This is a genomic window from Streptomyces sp. NPDC046465 (assembly GCF_040646035.1).
Classification (GTDB): Bacteria; Actinomycetota; Actinomycetes; order Streptomycetales; family Streptomycetaceae; genus Streptomyces.
Genome location: NZ_JBEYZK010000013.1, coordinates 234954 through 250024, shown reverse-complemented (window position 1 = coordinate 250024; position 15071 = coordinate 234954). Strand labels below are relative to the sequence as shown.

The window sequence follows — 15071 nt, the reverse complement described above, 5'->3', positions numbered from 1 at the left end:
CGTCCGCTAGCGGACCGTCTTGTCCTCCGCTTCCGGGTCCGTGCCCGTGCCCCGCGAGAGCGGCGTACGCGACAGGAAGAGGCCGAAGACGGGCGGCTTCGTCTGCAGCATTTCGAGGCGGCCGCCGTCCGCCTCGGCCAGATCCCGGGCCACCGCGAGGCCGATGCCCGTCGAGTTGCGGCCGCTGATGGTCCGCTCGAAGATCCGCGCGCCGAGGTCCGCGGGGACGCCGGGCCCCTCGTCCGTGACTTCGATGACCGCTTGGTTTCCGGTGACCCGGGTACGCAGCGCGACCGTGCCGCCACCGTGCATCAAGGAGTTCTCGATCAGCGCGGCAAGCACCTGCGCCACGGCACCCGGCGTGCCCACCGCCTCCAAGTGCCGCTTGCCCGAACTGACGATGGCGCGGCCCGCGCTGCGGTAGGCCGGGCGCCACTCCTCCAGCTGCTGCTTGACGACCTCGTCCAGGTCGAAGGCGACGGCGGAACCGGTGCGCGGGTCACGGGAGTTGGTGAGCAGCCGCTCCACGACGTCGGTGAGCCGCTCGACCTGGGCCAGCGCGATCGTCGCCTCCTCCTTCACCGTGTCCAGCTCCTCGGTCATCGTGATCTCCTCCAGGCGCATGGAGAGCGCGGTCAGCGGCGTGCGCAGCTGATGCGAGGCGTCGGCGGCCAGGCGCCGCTCGGCGGTCAGCATCCGCCCGATGCGCTCGGCGGAGGAGTCGAGGACGTCGGCGACGCGGTCCAGCTCCGGCACGCCGTACCGCTTGTGGCGGGGGCGGGGGTCGCCCGAGCCGAGGCGCTCCGCGGTCTCGGCGAGGTCGGTGAGCGGGGAGGCGAGGCGGTTGGCCTGCCGTACGGCGAGGAGCACCGCCGCGACGATGGCGAGCAGCGCCACGGCGGCGATGATCAGCAGCGTGCGGCCGACCTCGCGGGTGACGGCGGCCTTCGGCTCCTGGACGGTGACCTTCTCGCCCTGTTCGCCGGGGCGGGTCGCGCTGATGACGTCGCCGGAGGGGTGGGTGCCGATCTCGATGGAGTCGCGGCCGGGGATCTCGATACGTGCGTACCGGTCGGTGGCGACCTGGTCGCGCAGGATCTCGCCGCTGATCTTCTCCTCGCTGATCAGCCGGCTGTCGACGATGCTGGCGAGGCGCAGGGCCTCGGAGTCGACGCGCTCCTGGGCGCTGCTGCTGATCGTCCTCGTCTCGACGATGACGAGGCTCACGCCGAAGACGGCGATGACGACGAGGACCACGGCGAGCGTGGAATTGATCAGACGACGGCGCATGCCCCCAGTGTCGCGGATCGAAGCCCCTGCGGGCTGCCTGCGGCGGCTTGGCGGAGGGGGGTGCGGTGCGGGGGCGCGGGGCGGTGCGGTGCGGGTGGTGGCGGGTTGCTCGCGCAGTTCCTCGCGCCCCTTAGGGGGACGCTGCCGTGGCGCCCTTCAGGGGCGCGGGGAACTGCGCGACCAACCCCCACGCACCCGCAGAAGCCCGCCACACCAGCACACGCAGACACGACTGCCTCCGACGGCCGGACAGCGGGCGCGGACCGCCCTGGGTTGCTCGCGCAGTTCCCCGCGCCCCTTAAAGGGACGCTGCCGTGGCGCCGCTCAGGGGCGCGAGGAACTGCGCGACCAGCCCCCACCGGCCCGCAGAGCCCCCCGCCCCCCGCCCCCCGCGTACGCAAACACCCCGCCCCCACCCCGGGAGGGACTCAGCTCTTTTCGAAGCGGAAACCCACGCCCCGTACCGTCGCGATGTACCGAGGATTCGCCGCATCATCGCCCAGCTTCTTGCGCAGCCAGGAAATGTGCATGTCGAGCGTCTTGGTCGACGACCACCACGTCGTGTCCCAGACCTCCCGCATCAGCTGATCACGGGTGACCACCCGCCCCGCGTCCCGCACCAGGACCCGCAGCAGGTCGAACTCCTTGGCCGTGAGCTGGAGCTCCTCCTCGCCCATCCACGCCCGGTGCGACTCCACGTCGATCCGCACGCCGTGCGTGGCGGGCGCCTCCTTCGGCTCCGTGGACCCGCGCCGAAGCAGCGCCCGCACCCGGGCGAGCAGCTCGGCGAGGCGGAAGGGTTTGGTCACGTAGTCGTCGGCGCCCGCGTCCAGACCGACGACGGTGTCCACCTCGTCGGCGCGCGCGGTCAGGATGAGGATCGGCACCGTAAGCCCGTCGGCCCGCAGTCGGCGGGCCACCTCAAGGCCGTCCATGCCGGGCAGCCCCAGATCGAGCACGACAAGATCGACACCACCCTGCAGCCCGGCGTCGAGAGCGGTCGGGCCGTCCTCACGCACTTCGACCTCGTAACCCTCCCTGCGCAGGGCGCGGGCCAGTGGCTCCGAGATGGACGCGTCGTCCTCGGCGAGCAGTACACGGGTCATGGGGTGATGGTAGTCCGCACTGGACAACGCCCGTGAGGTGATCGCACAGTGGAGAGCCGCGCCTGCGCCTGTGGGGCGTAATTCTGAGAAACACCTTCGATTGCGTGCTGTTGGTTGCAGCGATACCTGTGATCCATGTCTCAAGTCCTTCCATATGCCTCCCTACGGTGTCGTATGGTGACCCAACGCCTGATGCACTACTCAAGGACCTTTGGCCCGCTGTGCGCGCCTTAGGTCTCTTTTATGTGCGGGCCGGCTTCGGCCAGCCTTGAAAGGAATGACCTGTGGTCGGGCCCTGAGCGTGCGAAATCGCCAGGGCGTGGATCCCGGAGTCGCCGTCTCTCGCCCCTCCTCCTACGGGGGCGAATCTCCCCCGGGCGTGGGGTTGGACGCCGCGACGACGGTGCCGACCGCCCCCCACCGGGCGCGCACACGCTCCTGCCGCGCGTCCCGAACCCACGAGGATCGACCATGGCGTCCAGCCTGACGAAGGACTCCGCCAGTACCCCTGGCACCGAGAAGACCTTCTTCGGCCACCCCCGCGGACTGGCCACACTCTTCATGACCGAAATGTGGGAGCGCTACAGCTTCTACGGCATGAAGGCACTGCTCCCGCTGTACCTGATCGCCCCCGGCGGCATGAGCATGAGCCCCACGACGGCGACGGCGATCTACTCCGTCTACATGTCGATGGTCTACCTGCTCGCCATGCCCGGCGGCTGGATGGCCGACCGCTTCTGGGGGCCGCGCAAGACGGTCGTCATCGGCGCCTCCGTCGTCATCCTCGGCCACATCACGCTCGCGCTGCCGAGCTCGGCCTCCTTCTTCGTCGGCCTCGCGCTCGTCGCGCTCGGCTCCGGCCTGCTGAAGGCGAACATCTCCGTGATGGTCGGCCACCTCTACAAGGGTCCCGAGGACCCGCGCCGTGACGGTGGCTTCACGCTCTTCTACATCGGCATCAACCTCGGTGCCTTCCTCGCCCCGCTGTCCATCGGCACGGTCGGCGAGAACGTCAACTGGCACTTCGGCTTCGCGCTCGCCGCGGTCGGCATGGCCCTCGGTCTCGCCCAGTTCATGCTCGGCTCGCGTCACCTGAGCGAGCAGAGCAGCGTGGTCTCCCAGCCCGCGACGCCCGAGCAGCGCCGCTCCGCGCTGCGCACCGGCCTGATCTGGCTGATCGTCGCCGCCGCGCTCTACACGCTGATGGGCGTCACCGGGAACTTCGCCGACTGGGCGCTGATGCCGCTGATCATCGCCGGCCTGATCATCCCGATCGTCGTCCTGGCCCGCATGAAGCGCGACAAGGACCTGTCGAAGCTCGAGCAGTCCAAGCTGTCGGGTTACATCTGGTTCTTCGTCGTCGCCGCCGTCTTCTGGATGATCTACGACCAGAACGGCTCGACCCTGTCGATCTTCGGCAAGGGCTCGACGACCAACAACCTGCTCGGGTTCGACTTCCCGACCTCCTGGTACCAGTCGCTGAACCCGATCTTCATCATGGCCCTCGCCCCCGTGGTCGCCTCGGCGTGGCTGTGGCTGAACAAGCGGGGCAAGGAGCCGAGCACGGCCGTCAAGTTCGCCTCCAGCCTGTCGCTGATCGGCATCTCCTTCGCCGTCTTCCTCATCCCGCTGATCGACACCGCCAACAACGGCGGCCGGGTCAGCCCGATGTGGCTGGTCGCGATCTACTTCATCCAGACCGTCGGCGAGCTCTGCCTCTCCCCGGTCGGCCTCTCGCTCACCACGAAGATGGCTCCGGAGAAGTACAGCGCCCAGATGATGGGTGTCTGGTTCCTCGCGGTCACCGCGGGCGACTCCGTGACGGGTCTGCTGACCTCGCCGCAGCTCGGCGTCGACCTGAACAACTCCGGTGCCGTCGCCGTCGAGGCGATCCTCGCGGTCATCGCGGGCATCGGAATCTGGACGTCCCGCAAGAAGGTCAAGCAGCTGATGGGTTCGGTCAACTGACCCTCCCTCCCAGCTCGTAAAGTTCGGAAAGGGCCGCCGCTCCAGTGGAGCGGCGGCCCTTTTCCTGTGCCTACTTCTCCTACTTCTCGTACTTCTCGCATCATGCGAACAGAGGAACGTTTGACCACTCGCGGCGGTGGTGCCGAGCGTTTCTGCGGATACGGGGGTGTCCGGCCGTGGAGCATCTGGCCATGCGCCGTACGTTGCTCGCCCTGATCCTCTGCGGGGCGCTCCTCTCCCCCAGTGCTGCCGCCACCGCCCAGGCGGACCCCGAGCCGTCCGCCGGGCTCGTCCACCGGTACGGGAGCCATCCCCGCCAGAACATCACCGTGTACGGCGGCCAGGGCCCCTCGCTGGTCATCCTGCACGGCGGCTACTGGTCGAAGGACACGGACTGGAGCGGCTGGGCCCGCTGGTTCGCCGCGCGCGGCTTCACCGTGTACGACACCGACTACCGGCTGACCTCGGACGCGGTCTGGCCCGCCCAGCGCGACGACGTCCTGGCGGCGCTGCGCTGGGTGCGGCAGCGGGGCGGCACGCTGCCGCTGGTGCTCGGATCGTCGGCGGGCGGGCACCTCGCCCTCCAGGCCGGGGCGTACGGGGCGGGGCGGGCGCGGGTGCGGGGCGTTGTCGCGCTGTCCCCCGTGGCGTCGCCGTACCGCGCCTGGAAGGACGGTGCGAAGCCGGGGGCGTCGGCCGAGCGGCGGGAGCTGCGCGGGGCCGCTCAGCGGCTTGCGGGGTGCGTGCCGGGTCGCGCGGGGCGCGGTTGTACGGAGCGGTGGGCCGATCTGGCCGTCACGTCCCACGCCTCGGGGCCGGACGACGCCCCGTTGCTGCTCGTTCACTCGGCGGGGGACTTCGTGCCGCGGGCCCACTCCGTCGAGGTCGCGTCCGCGCAGCGCGGGGCGGGCCTCACGGACGTCACCCTCCGCACGGACCCTGGCTCCGCGCACGGAGCCCTCCTCCTCAAGGCCGCGGCCACGTCCCGCGCCACCCTCCGCTGGCTGCGCGCCCACGCGTGATCGCGACCCTGAAGGGGCGCGGGGAACTGCGCGACCAGCCCCCACCGGCCCGCACACGGGGCTCTAGCGGAGGCCTCCTCGGCGTTTGGGGAGGAAGGTGAAGACCGCGCCTCCGAGGAGGATCACCGTGCCTGCGACCAGGCCCAGGGCCCGCAGCGCGCCGTCATGCTCCGCGCCGGTCTCGGCAAGGCCACCGCCGGACGCGGAACCTCCGGAGGACGTGGACCCGCTCGACGCAGAGCCGCCCGCCGTGGACCCGCCCGACCCCGACCCGCCGCCGGAACCTGACGCGCCGCCGGGCTGCGCGGCCGTGTCCAGTTCGAGGGAGACGTCGCTCTTGGTGGGCGTGCACGTCGTGGTCGTGCCCAGCGCCTTCACCGTCAGGACACCCGGCGACAACGTCGACTTGCCGTCGGCGCCCGGCTTGTAGGAACCGGTCAGGTCGGGGATGGTCATCGGGTCACCGGACTTGATGGGCCCCTTGTTGGTCGGGCCCTCGACATGCACCGTGCCCTTGTCGGCGCCGCCCAGCTCGACCTCCATCGACGGCTTCACCGAGTCCGCGGGGATGTCGGCCGGGCTGTCCATCACGGACTTCTTGAACTTCACCGTCAGGCCGTAACTGCCCCCGCCGCCGTCCTTCTTGGCATTGATCTGCACCGGCGAGGTCGCGTCCTTGTCGCCGATGGGTGTCTTGCACTTGTACGGGGTCTGCACCTCCTTGCCGGGGAAGTCGGTCTGCCCGTCACCGCCACCGGTGGAGCCGCCAGTGGAGCCGCCGGTCGAGCCGCCGGTGGATCCGCCGGTCGAGCCACCCGACGTACCCCCCGTACCGCCCGTACCGCCCGTACCGCCTGTACCGCCCGTACCGCCCGAACTTCCGCCGCCCCCCGTCACCTTGATCGTCGCGCCCGCCTTCACCTGCTCCTCGGGCTTGCACTTGGTGTCGGTCGATATCGGCTTGCTGACGTTGATGTCGTACGCGTCCGGCGTGAGCGTCACCTCGCCCGCCGCGGTCAGCTTCAGCTTGCCCTTCATGTCGGAGAGGATCATGGGGCTGTTCTTCTTGATGGGCGGGTTCTTGCGCTCGCCCTCCACCTTGAGGTCGCCCGTCTGGCCACCGGCCAGCTTCACCGTGCCGGTCGGCTTCACCGTGTCCGCGGCCAGGTCGAGGACGTCGGGGTTGCTGGACGCGGCCTGCGTCGTCTTCCACACGATGTCGACCTCGTCGCCGACCTTCGCCGTGGCCGGTGCCGTGATCTCCACCTTGGTCGTGCCGTGCACGGGCGGCAGTCCGGAGATCGACGGGGGTATGCATTCGGTCTTGTAGGCGACTTCGGCGGCCTGCGCGGGGCCTGCGGTCAGCAAGGTGCCCGCTCCGCCCAGCAGGAGCGCGACCGAGGCCGCGCCCGCTCTCCGTCGATGCGTGATCACGTGGTTCCCTTCGTCGGACTGTTGTCGGACGGTGCGGAGAGCCGGCCTGCGGGTGCGCCGGGGTCTGTGTCGGGGGTGAACCAGGGCAGCGCGGTCGTCGGCTCCCCGGCGCCGGAACCGCTCGTAGCGGGGGCGTCGGCGCCGGGGCCGCCGCTCGCGCCGGTCCCCCCTACGGGTTTCGTACGCGTCGTCGGCGCCGCATGGGACGCACGCGGGGCGCGCGCCCTCCGGTCCGCCTCCACCGCCCCCTGCGGAAGCCTCAACTGCGGCAGCCGCCGCACGAGTTCGGCGAGGCGCCCGGTCCGGTGGCGCCCGGCGCGCACGACGCGGCGCCGGTTCGGGCGGAGCCGGTCGACGACCACCATGCCGATACGGAAGACGGCCGCGGGCACCACGACGCAGAGCAGGATCCAGAAGACGGTCACGCCCCAGGGGCGGCCCACGCCCCACGGCTGCTCGGCCAGGACCTTCCCGCCGAACTTCAGCGAGACCAGGTAGTCGCCGTGCGCGCCCGCGGAGAGCTCCACCGGCAGTCTGATCTGCGCCTTCTTGCCGGGCGCGATGGTGCCGCGCCACTGCTGCTCCTCCCACTGCGGGGCGAACACGCCGTGGGAGGTGCCGAGTTGGAAGACCGGGTCCTTGACGGGCGCGGAGCCGACGTTGCCGACGGTGAATTCCAGCTTGCGCTGCGGCGGGGCGCCGAACCAGGTCAGGAGCCCGCTGGAGCCTTCGAGGCCGGTGTCCGTGAGGACGGTGAGCCGCCCGCCGCCCGCCTGCTCGGGCAGGGCTTTCACGGGGTGGCCCGCGACCTTCAGTACCGCGTCGACCTGCTGTTTCTCGCCCGTCACCGTGGCGACGTGGACGACGCAGGGGCAGGGCTCGGGCGGCTCGGCCACGGGGAGTTTCCTGCTGAAGGCGCCGTGCTTGTCGGTGGTGACGGCCCGGCCGTCGGAGTTGGCGCAGGAGTTGGTGCCGCCGACGACGCCCTTGCCGGGCTCGGACTGGCCGCAGACGAGCATCATCAGGAGGGCGTCGGGCCGCCACCCCGCACCCTTGACGGTGACGGACCCGCCCTTGCCCGCCTGGGACGCCGAGAGCGTGACGGTGGGCTTGTCCGCGGCGGCGGCCGGTCCGGCCGGAAGCAGCGCGAAGCCGAGCACGGCCAACACGGCCAGCACGGCCGGTGCAGCCAGCACGGCCGGTGCAGCCGGTGCAGCCGGTGCAGCCGGTGCGGCCGGTGGTGCGGCCCATACGGTGCCCGCCCCCGTACGGGGCCTGTTCTTCCCGTTCACAGTTCCTCTCCCGTCCCCGCTCGGGCCAACTCCCTTGTGCCGTCCGCTCCGTAGTCCTGCTCACCCGACGGTCCGGACTCCTCCGGGCGCCGTCTCCGTCCGCGTACACGCAGCAGAGCGACCGCCCCGCCCACCGCGGCGAGCAGCAGCGCACCCCCGCCCGCCACCGCGCCCCACGGCACGAGGCGGGCCGAGGCCGTGGCGCTGTCGCGGGCGTCCCCCGCCGCCGTGGCGGTGAGCTCGACGTCGACCGCGTCCAGCGCGGGCGCGTCCCGCCACGGTTCGGTCAGGGAGACCCGGCGGCCGGGCAGCAGTTCGACCGGCAGCGTGCGTGCGGGGCGGTCGAGAAGAGTGCCGAAGACACCCTTCGCGTGCACCGCGAGCTTCGGCGTCAGCACGGTGTTGCCGCGATTGACCAGGTCGTACGTGATGCGTCCCGCACCGGCGTCGACCTTGACGCGCTCGACGGTGAGCGCCGAGAGCGAGGGCCCGCCGACCCGCAGCTGCACGCGCACGCCCACCGTGCGTCCGCCACTGCTCGCGACGATCGCACCGGGATGGTCGCCGGGCAGCGCCCCGGTGGGCACGGTCACGGTGAACGGCACCTCGGCGCGGGTCCGCGGCGGGACCTTCACCTGCCGTTGCGCGAAGGTGATCCACGCCCCGGTCTCCTTCGGACTGCCCTTGGCCGGGGTGACGGAGACCGCGCCGGATCTGGTGTTGTCCGCGTCCGCGCCGCGCAGGGAGACCGTGCGGGGCTTCGAGCCCGGGTTGGTGACGGACAGGGTGTCCTGGAGCACCGCGCCGGGGGCGCCCTCCGCGTAGAAGGCGGGCCGCCCGTCCTTCGCGGGCCGCGCGCCGCCGCCCGCGGAGGGCGCGACGGACCACCGCGCGGGGCCGGAGCCGGAGCCGCCGCCGTCCGCGTGCGCGGGGGCCGCGGCCGCCACCACGAGGGCGGCGCCGCACAGCGCGGCACGTACCGCAGCCCGTGCTGTGGACGGCATGGGCGGCATCGGCGGCTCCTGGTCCTGTCGCGTGATCTTCCGGCGGGTGCTGCCCGGCCTACCGCGAGCGCGCCGCCTGGTTCCTGCGGGTCAGCCAGAGCGTCCCGGCCGCACCGGCGAGCAGCACGGTGCCGCCGAGGGTGCCGAGTGCGACGGCGGAGTCGGCGGGGCCGGTCTGCGGGAGCTCCTCGCCGCCGGAGGGAGCGCTGTCCGAGGCGCCGGAGCCGCCGGTCGTCGCGTCCGAGCCGCCCGACGTACCGCCGGAGCCGCCGTCGGATCCGCCGCCGGAGCCCTTGACGTCCAGTTCGAGGGACGGCTTGGGGTTGTTGGACGGCGTGCACGTGGTGGTCGTACCGAGCGCCTTGATCGTGAGCACCCCGGCGGTGAAGGTGGCCTTGCCGCTCTTCTTGGGCGTGTACGTCCCCGACAGGTCGCTGATCTTGATGGGGGTGTTGGCGGGGATCGCCTCGGAGTTCGCTGCGCCGGAGACGGGCACGGTGCCGCTGTCGGCCCCGCCCACCTTGATCACCGCGCTTGGCTTCATCGCGCCCTTGCCGAGCTCCACGGGGCTGGAGGAGACGCCCTTCTGGAACGACATGGTGAGCTTGTACGCGCTGCCGCTCTTGACGCTCTTGATGTCGATCGGCGAAACGGCGCCCTTGTTCCCGATGGGCGTCTTGCACTGGTAGTTGACGTCCTGGACGGTGGCCTGCGCGGCGGGGGCGGCCATCAGCACCGCTGAGCCGCCGGCCAGGGCGGCGGCAAGCGCGAGCGCGGCCGATTTCTTCGTGTGCGACACCTCGTTGTCCCCTCATGCCGGTCTTGGCGTGCCGCGGTGCGGAGTTACCTGTGTTACTGACGGCACATCAGATTGGGCGCTCAAGGTACGCCCGGGACCTTGTCGAGGGAAGACAAAAGACGCGCCGGATCCGTAGTGATCCGGCGCGCATGCGAACCGCGGGTAACAGCGCCGCGGCTCTGTACGTAAGGGGCGTGAGTCCGCACGTAAGGGGAGCGTGAGTCCGTACGTAAGGGGCGTGAGTCCGTACGTAAGGGGCGTGACCCCGTACGTGTGATGGCGGCGTGGCCCTAGGCGGGCCCGCCCAGCTCCGCCCACACCGTCTTGCCCGTGACCCCGGGGGCCCGGACGACGCCCCAGTCCAGGCAGAGCCGCTGGACGATGAACATTCCGTGGCCGCCGGGCCGTCCCGCGCGGTGCGGGGTGCGCGGCGCGGGCTGGCCCGTGCCGCGGTCGGTGACCTCGATGCGCAGGACCTTGCCGTCGCAGGAGAGCCAGAGCTCGTCGGGGCCCTCGGCGTGCAGGCAGGCGTTGGTGACGAGCTCGGAGACGACGAGGAGGACGTCCTCGGCGGCGGCACGCCCCTCGGCGCCCTCCGCGGGCAGCCAGCCCCAGGCGTGCAGCGCCTCACGGGTGTAGTCACGGGCGAGCGGGACGATGCCGCTCGCGCCGTTCAGGCTCAGCCTGCGGACCTGTCGGCCGCCCGCAGGCGTGCCGGAGACGTGATCCGCAGGCGGTCCGGAGACCCGGTCCGCAGGAGCGTCCGCGACTGCGGCCTCGGACTCCGGGCCGCGGTCGCCCGGCGAGTAAGGCCGGGTGGTGCTCATCAGCGCTTCACCTCACCGACAAGAGGACTGAGAACTCTGGACAAACCGAGGACTCTGGACAAGTAGAGAACTCTGGGCGCGTAGGGGACATCGGCTGCTCGCCGTTCTGACTGTTGACTTGAGGTCCGTTGTCGACGGATCCAGGTCTCTCCTGCCCGGACGAACCGTGAGAACACCCACTTGTTCGGCACGGTCCGTGTGACGCTGGTAACGCCTTGATCACGCAGTGACAACTGACGCGTAACTTTCGCGCGTGACCTTCACGGACTCACTCACCGAGGGCCTCCGCGAGCGTTTCGTGGACCGTGAAGACGGCCTCCGCACCGGTGATCTCGAAGACGCGGGCCACCACCGGGAGCATTCCGGCCAGGTGCACGCCGCCACCCGCGGCCTCGGCCTTGAGCCGGGCCCCGAGGAGCACATTGAGCCCGGTGGAATCGCAGAACTCCAGGCGTGAGCAGTCGACGACCAGTCGTGCGTAGCCCTCTTCCAGGCATTTTTCGAGTGGGTCGCGCAACACGTCGGCGGTGTGGTGATCCAACTCACCCGCCGGGGTGACCACGGCACTCGTACCCATATTTCGCACTTCGACCAGAAGCCGGCCCCTGTGCGCGCTGCCGACCGTCCCGCGGTCCATCGTCACTCTCTTCCGACCGTCGTGGCTGTTGATGACGCCCCTGAACATTACGCCCTCACCGCGCTCCGGGGTACCCGAACATCCTCCAGAATTCGGACATTTCACCTCAGAACGCACTTGCGACTGACGCGCGGAAGCGGGTAGGGGTAGTAGAGACAGCAATCGACACGGACGGCTTTGGAGGCGCCGCACACCGCAGTGCACGTATTGGCATCGGCAGCCATATGCCGAGAACGATGGAGGACACCATGTCACCCCGGCTCGACGAATCGCATACTGACCAGGCGTCGTCGACACTCCCGCCGCACCACTCCGCGACCACGATCCCGGGTCCTTCCCGCGAGCCCCTGTCGGCTTCGGACCCCGTGGACGAGCTCAGCGCCCTTCCTGAGCTTCCGGAGATCCCGCCTTACGACAAGGTGGGGGCGCTGGACGCGCGGGCCCTGTCCAAGACCCTCTTCGAGCGCTTCGAGTCGCTTGAGGAAGGCACCCATGAATACGCGTACGTCCGCAACACCCTGGTCGAACTGAACCTCGCCCTGGTGAAGTTCGCGGCCTCCCGGTTCCGCTCCCGCAGCGAGCCGATGGAAGACATCATCCAGGTCGGCACGATCGGCCTCATCAAGGCGATCGACCGCTTCGAGCTCAGCCGCGGTGTGGAGTTCCCCACCTTCGCGATGCCGACGATCGTCGGCGAGATCAAGCGCTTCTTCCGCGACACGAGCTGGTCGGTGCGCGTCCCGCGCCGCCTCCAGGAACTCCGTCTGGACCTCGCCAAGGCGGGCGACGAACTCGCCCAGCAGTTCGATCGCGCCCCCACGGTGGGCGAGCTCGCCGAGCGCCTGGGCATCTCCAACGAGGAGGTCGTCGAGGGAATGGCCGCGTCCAACGCCTACACGGCGAGCTCCCTGGACGCACAGCCCGAGGAGGACGACTCCGAAGGCGCCCTCGCGGACCGCATCGGCTACGAGGACCACGGCCTGGAGGGCATCGAGTACGTCGAGTCGCTCAAGCCCCTCATCGCCGAACTCCCGCCGCGCGACCGCAAGATCCTCTCCCTCCGCTTCGTCGCCAACATGACGCAGTCGGAGATCGGCGAGGAGCTCGGCATCTCCCAGATGCACGTCTCCCGCCTGCTCTCGCGCACTCTCGTCAAGCTCCGCAAGGGGCTGACGGTCGAGGAGTGAGGCAGCGCTGCGCTGTGCTTGAACCGGCCGTGCTTGAACCGGCTGTGCTTGAACCGAACGACTTTGTGGGGCCCGCCTGTTGAACAGGCGGGCCCCACGTCATTCCCCTGCCCGTGCGACTCGTCCCCACACCTCACCCCTCCCCCAGTTCGCACCAGACGGTCTTGCGGTCGGCCTCTTGCTCGATTCCCCACCGCAGCGAGACGGCGTCGAGCAGGGCGAGGCCGCGCCCCGTCTCATCGTCGCCGCCCGCTCGGCGGAGCAGGGGCCAGGCGCGGGGGTCCGGGTCGGTCACGGCCACGCGGATGCGGTTGCCGTGTGCGCCGGTCACGCGGACGGTCACCGGGGTGCCCTCGCCGAGGTGCCGGATCACGTTGCTGAGGAGCTCGCTGACGCAGAGCTGGATGTCCGGGAGGGGGCGGTACGCGTGCGCGTGCGCGCTGAGGGCGCGGCGGAGCTCGGGGACGGCTTTGGGGACGGCGAGGAGGTCGAGCTCGAAGTCGGGGGAGGCGGGGGCTGGGCCTGGGTCTTGCATGGGGTACGCCTTCCGTGCGCTCTGTGATGGAACGGTCACACAGTGGCGTGGGGCGGCGTAACGTGACAGGGGTTTGGGTTGCGCAGGGTAACTGGCAAATGGCGGTGGTGGGTTGTGCCTCCTCGTAAGGATCCCGACGCGTCGGCAAGCGTCCCGGCCTTCTACGGCGCGGAGTTGCGTTTCAAGCGGGAGGAGGCGGGCCTGACCCTCGAAGGCCTGGCCGAAGGCAGCTTCCGTGGCGTCTCCTTCCTCAGTCAGATCGAGCGGGGTGAGCGGCGCATGCCGTGCGATCTGGCCCAGCACGTCGACGAGAAACTGGCGACTGACGGCTTTTTCCAACGCCGCTGTGAAGACGCGCGGAAGGCCCGGCAGGGCGGGCATGCGGAGTACTTCGCGGATGTGGCGGAGATGGAGCGGTTTGCGGAGACCATTGAGGAGTGGGCGCCGATGCTGGTTCCCGGGTTGCTGCAGACGCGGGCATACGCGGAGAACGTCGTACGGATCTCATTGCCCTGGCTGCGGCCGGACATCGTAGAGAAGCAGGTCACCGCGCGTATGGAGCGTGCGGAGCTGTGGGAGCTGGATACGCCTCCGGCATACTGGGCGATCCTGCACGAGTCGATGATCCGCGAGCCGCCCCTGCCGCCGGGGCAGATGGCGGATCAACTGGAGCGCATCCTGACGGTGGTCCAGTCCGCGCAGGGCGTTTTGCAGATCCTTCCGAAAACGGCAGCGGCCCACCCCTTCATGATGGGCATGACCAAAGTCATGACCTTCCCGGATGCCCCTCCGGTGGTGTACACGGAAGGTCTCCACAGCGGCCAACTCATCGACTATCCACGGCTCGTGAAGGACTACCGCAAGTCGTACGATCTGCTCAGGGCCGCCGCACTGCCGCCTGAGGCGTCCCTGGCCATGATCGAGGATGCGGCTGAGGATTACCGAAATGGCAAGCCACGAAATTGACTTGAGTGTCGCGGTCTGGCGCAAAAGCAGTTACAGCAACGGATCCGGGGGAGACTGCGTCGAGGTCGCCGAACACTTTCCCGGCGCCGCCCGCTGGCGCAAGAGCAGCTACAGCAACGGATCCGGCGGCGAGTGCGTAGAAGTCGCCGACGGCCTCCCCGGCGTCATCCCCGTCCGCGACTCCAAGAACCCACACGGCCCCGCCCTCCTGATCCCCGCGTCCGCATGGACCCCCTTCGTCGCCGCCGTCACGAAGGACGAACTGACCGCCTGAGGTCGAACGCCAACCGAGCTCACTCACCAGGGGGTTCCAGCGTGACGCTCGAAAAGAGAACCAACGCGACCGGCGATGCAAAATGGCAGGACTCGTGGTCGCTGCAGCGCACCGGCCTAGAGAAGAAGCAGGACGAGCTGGCCGAGTTCGAGCAGTCGTCCACCGAGTTCCGATTTCTTTTGCCGTCCATGGTGACGGGTCTGCTGGCCACCCCGGAATACGTCAGAGCAAGCCTCGCCGGGATCCCTGGCGACCACAGCAAGGCCATCAAGAGGAAGCTGGAGCGGCAGGCTGTCCTGCACGACACGTCGAAAGAGTTCACGTTCGTCCTGACCGAGCAGGCTGTCAGGTGGCCGTATCTCCCGTCTCCCGCCATGGCGACGCAGATTGACAGGCTGGTGACCGTCAGCCGCCTGCCGAGCGTACGTCTCGGGGTGATCCCGTTGGTCGGCCACATGCCCGTCGCTCCCTTGAACACGTTCACGGTCTATGACAACCGGGTCGCAACGGTGGAGACGTCCAGCGGTGTCATGGTCCTCCGCAGTCAGCGCGACGTTTCGGCGTATCAGGATGAGTTCGCCGTGTACGAGGGGTACGCCTTGTTCGGGGACGAGGCGCGAAGGGCATTGTCCACATGGGGACGGCAGCTCCTTCATGATCGTCTACCCGACAACGCGAATATTGGTGATGCGCCGTAGACCGGGCACCTCCGATCGCCCTACCGTCCTCG

At 69.9% G+C, this 15071-nt stretch carries 15 protein-coding genes; 6 read left to right on the top strand and 9 right to left on the bottom strand.

Annotated features, from left to right (window positions below):
- Window positions 1-6: 6 nt before the first annotated feature.
- Complete coding sequence (locus ABZ953_RS22085; protein WP_361726463.1) at window positions 7-1290, bottom strand: ATP-binding protein; 1284 nt, start codon at window positions 1288-1290, stop codon at window positions 7-9.
- A 428-nt stretch (window positions 1291-1718) separates the two neighbouring features.
- Window positions 1719-2396: a response regulator transcription factor gene (locus ABZ953_RS22080; RefSeq protein WP_361726461.1), complete on the bottom strand. Its 678-nt coding sequence runs from the start codon at window positions 2394-2396 to the stop codon at window positions 1719-1721.
- Window positions 2397-2867: 471 nt separating this feature from the next.
- Between ABZ953_RS22080 and ABZ953_RS22075 the strand changes: the two genes are divergently transcribed.
- Window positions 2868-4364, top strand: coding sequence for an oligopeptide:H+ symporter (locus ABZ953_RS22075; RefSeq protein ID WP_361726459.1), 1497 nt, complete (start codon window positions 2868-2870; stop codon window positions 4362-4364).
- 176 nt (window positions 4365-4540) lie between these two features.
- Window positions 4541-5386 carry an alpha/beta hydrolase gene (locus ABZ953_RS22070; protein WP_361726457.1) on the top strand — a complete coding sequence of 282 codons (846 nt, stop codon included), beginning with the start codon at window positions 4541-4543 and terminating at the stop codon, window positions 5384-5386.
- Window positions 5387-5449: 63 nt separating this feature from the next.
- On the opposite strand, the gene ABZ953_RS22065 is transcribed toward ABZ953_RS22070, so the two are convergent.
- From ABZ953_RS22065 to ABZ953_RS22040, 6 genes are all read right to left on the bottom strand, one after another.
- Window positions 5450-6817, bottom strand: a complete 1368-nt coding sequence (locus ABZ953_RS22065) for a hypothetical protein (RefSeq protein ID WP_361726524.1) — start codon at window positions 6815-6817, stop codon at window positions 5450-5452.
- The gene (locus ABZ953_RS22060) at window positions 6817-8013 is read right to left on the bottom strand and encodes a hypothetical protein (protein WP_361726522.1); all 1197 of its coding nucleotides are present in this window, start codon (window positions 8011-8013) and stop codon (window positions 6817-6819) included. The genes ABZ953_RS22065 and ABZ953_RS22060 overlap by 1 nt, the downstream gene beginning before the upstream one ends.
- A 95-nt stretch (window positions 8014-8108) precedes the next feature.
- On the bottom strand, window positions 8109-9125 hold the full coding sequence (locus ABZ953_RS22055; protein WP_361726455.1) for a hypothetical protein: 1017 nt from the start codon (window positions 9123-9125) through the stop codon (window positions 8109-8111).
- Window positions 9126-9174: 49 nt separating this feature from the next.
- On the bottom strand, window positions 9175-9915 hold the full coding sequence (locus ABZ953_RS22050; protein WP_361726453.1) for an LPXTG cell wall anchor domain-containing protein: 741 nt from the start codon (window positions 9913-9915) through the stop codon (window positions 9175-9177).
- A 290-nt stretch (window positions 9916-10205) separates the two neighbouring features.
- Window positions 10206-10742: an ATP-binding protein gene (locus tag ABZ953_RS22045; RefSeq protein WP_361726451.1), complete on the bottom strand. Its 537-nt coding sequence runs from the start codon at window positions 10740-10742 to the stop codon at window positions 10206-10208.
- A 268-nt stretch (window positions 10743-11010) separates the two neighbouring features.
- Entirely contained in the window at window positions 11011-11379 is a 369-nt protein-coding gene (locus ABZ953_RS22040) for an STAS domain-containing protein (protein WP_361726449.1), read from the bottom strand.
- 248 nt (window positions 11380-11627) lie between these two features.
- On the opposite strand from ABZ953_RS22040, the gene ABZ953_RS22035 reads away from it, so the two are divergent.
- Window positions 11628-12566, top strand: a complete 939-nt coding sequence (locus tag ABZ953_RS22035) for an RNA polymerase sigma factor SigF (protein WP_361726520.1) — start codon at window positions 11628-11630, stop codon at window positions 12564-12566.
- Between the two features lie 133 nt (window positions 12567-12699).
- Here ABZ953_RS22035 and ABZ953_RS22030 read toward each other — a convergent pair whose 3' ends face one another.
- Entirely contained in the window at window positions 12700-13101 is a 402-nt protein-coding gene (locus tag ABZ953_RS22030) for an ATP-binding protein (RefSeq protein ID WP_361726447.1), read from the bottom strand.
- A 114-nt stretch (window positions 13102-13215) separates the two neighbouring features.
- On the opposite strand from ABZ953_RS22030, the gene ABZ953_RS22025 reads away from it, so the two are divergent.
- From ABZ953_RS22025 to ABZ953_RS22015, 3 genes are read left to right on the top strand one after another with little or no spacing between them, the layout of a single operon-like run.
- Complete coding sequence (locus ABZ953_RS22025; RefSeq protein ID WP_361726445.1) at window positions 13216-14067, top strand: helix-turn-helix transcriptional regulator; 852 nt, start codon at window positions 13216-13218, stop codon at window positions 14065-14067.
- Window positions 14048-14341, top strand: coding sequence for a DUF397 domain-containing protein (locus tag ABZ953_RS22020; RefSeq protein ID WP_361726443.1), 294 nt, complete (start codon window positions 14048-14050; stop codon window positions 14339-14341). The genes ABZ953_RS22025 and ABZ953_RS22020 overlap by 20 nt, the downstream gene beginning before the upstream one ends.
- 41 nt (window positions 14342-14382) lie before the next feature.
- Window positions 14383-15039 carry a DUF5753 domain-containing protein gene (locus ABZ953_RS22015; RefSeq protein WP_361726441.1) on the top strand — a complete coding sequence of 219 codons (657 nt, stop codon included), beginning with the start codon at window positions 14383-14385 and terminating at the stop codon, window positions 15037-15039.
- Window positions 15040-15071 lie beyond the last annotated feature (32 nt).

Bases quoted from the DNA above. Each gene is read 5' to 3' on its own strand.
- ABZ953_RS22085 (WP_361726463.1), bottom strand. From the start codon at position 1,290: ATGCGCCGTCGTCTGATCAATTCCACGCTCGCCGTGGTCCTCGTCGTC.
- ABZ953_RS22080 (WP_361726461.1), bottom strand. From the start codon at position 2,396: ATGACCCGTGTACTGCTCGCCGAGGACGACGCGTCCATCTCGGAGCCA.
- ABZ953_RS22075 (WP_361726459.1), top strand. From the start codon at position 2,868: ATGGCGTCCAGCCTGACGAAGGACTCCGCCAGTACCCCTGGCACCGAG.
- ABZ953_RS22055 (WP_361726455.1), bottom strand. From the start codon at position 9,125: ATGCCGCCCATGCCGTCCACAGCACGGGCTGCGGTACGTGCCGCGCTG.
- ABZ953_RS22045 (WP_361726451.1), bottom strand. From the start codon at position 10,742: ATGAGCACCACCCGGCCTTACTCGCCGGGCGACCGCGGCCCGGAGTCC.
- ABZ953_RS22040 (WP_361726449.1), bottom strand. From the start codon at position 11,379: ATGGACCGCGGGACGGTCGGCAGCGCGCACAGGGGCCGGCTTCTGGTC.
- ABZ953_RS22035 (WP_361726520.1), top strand. From the start codon at position 11,628: ATGTCACCCCGGCTCGACGAATCGCATACTGACCAGGCGTCGTCGACA.
- ABZ953_RS22030 (WP_361726447.1), bottom strand. From the start codon at position 13,101: ATGCAAGACCCAGGCCCAGCCCCCGCCTCCCCCGACTTCGAGCTCGAC.
- ABZ953_RS22020 (WP_361726443.1), top strand. From the start codon at position 14,048: ATGGCAAGCCACGAAATTGACTTGAGTGTCGCGGTCTGGCGCAAAAGC.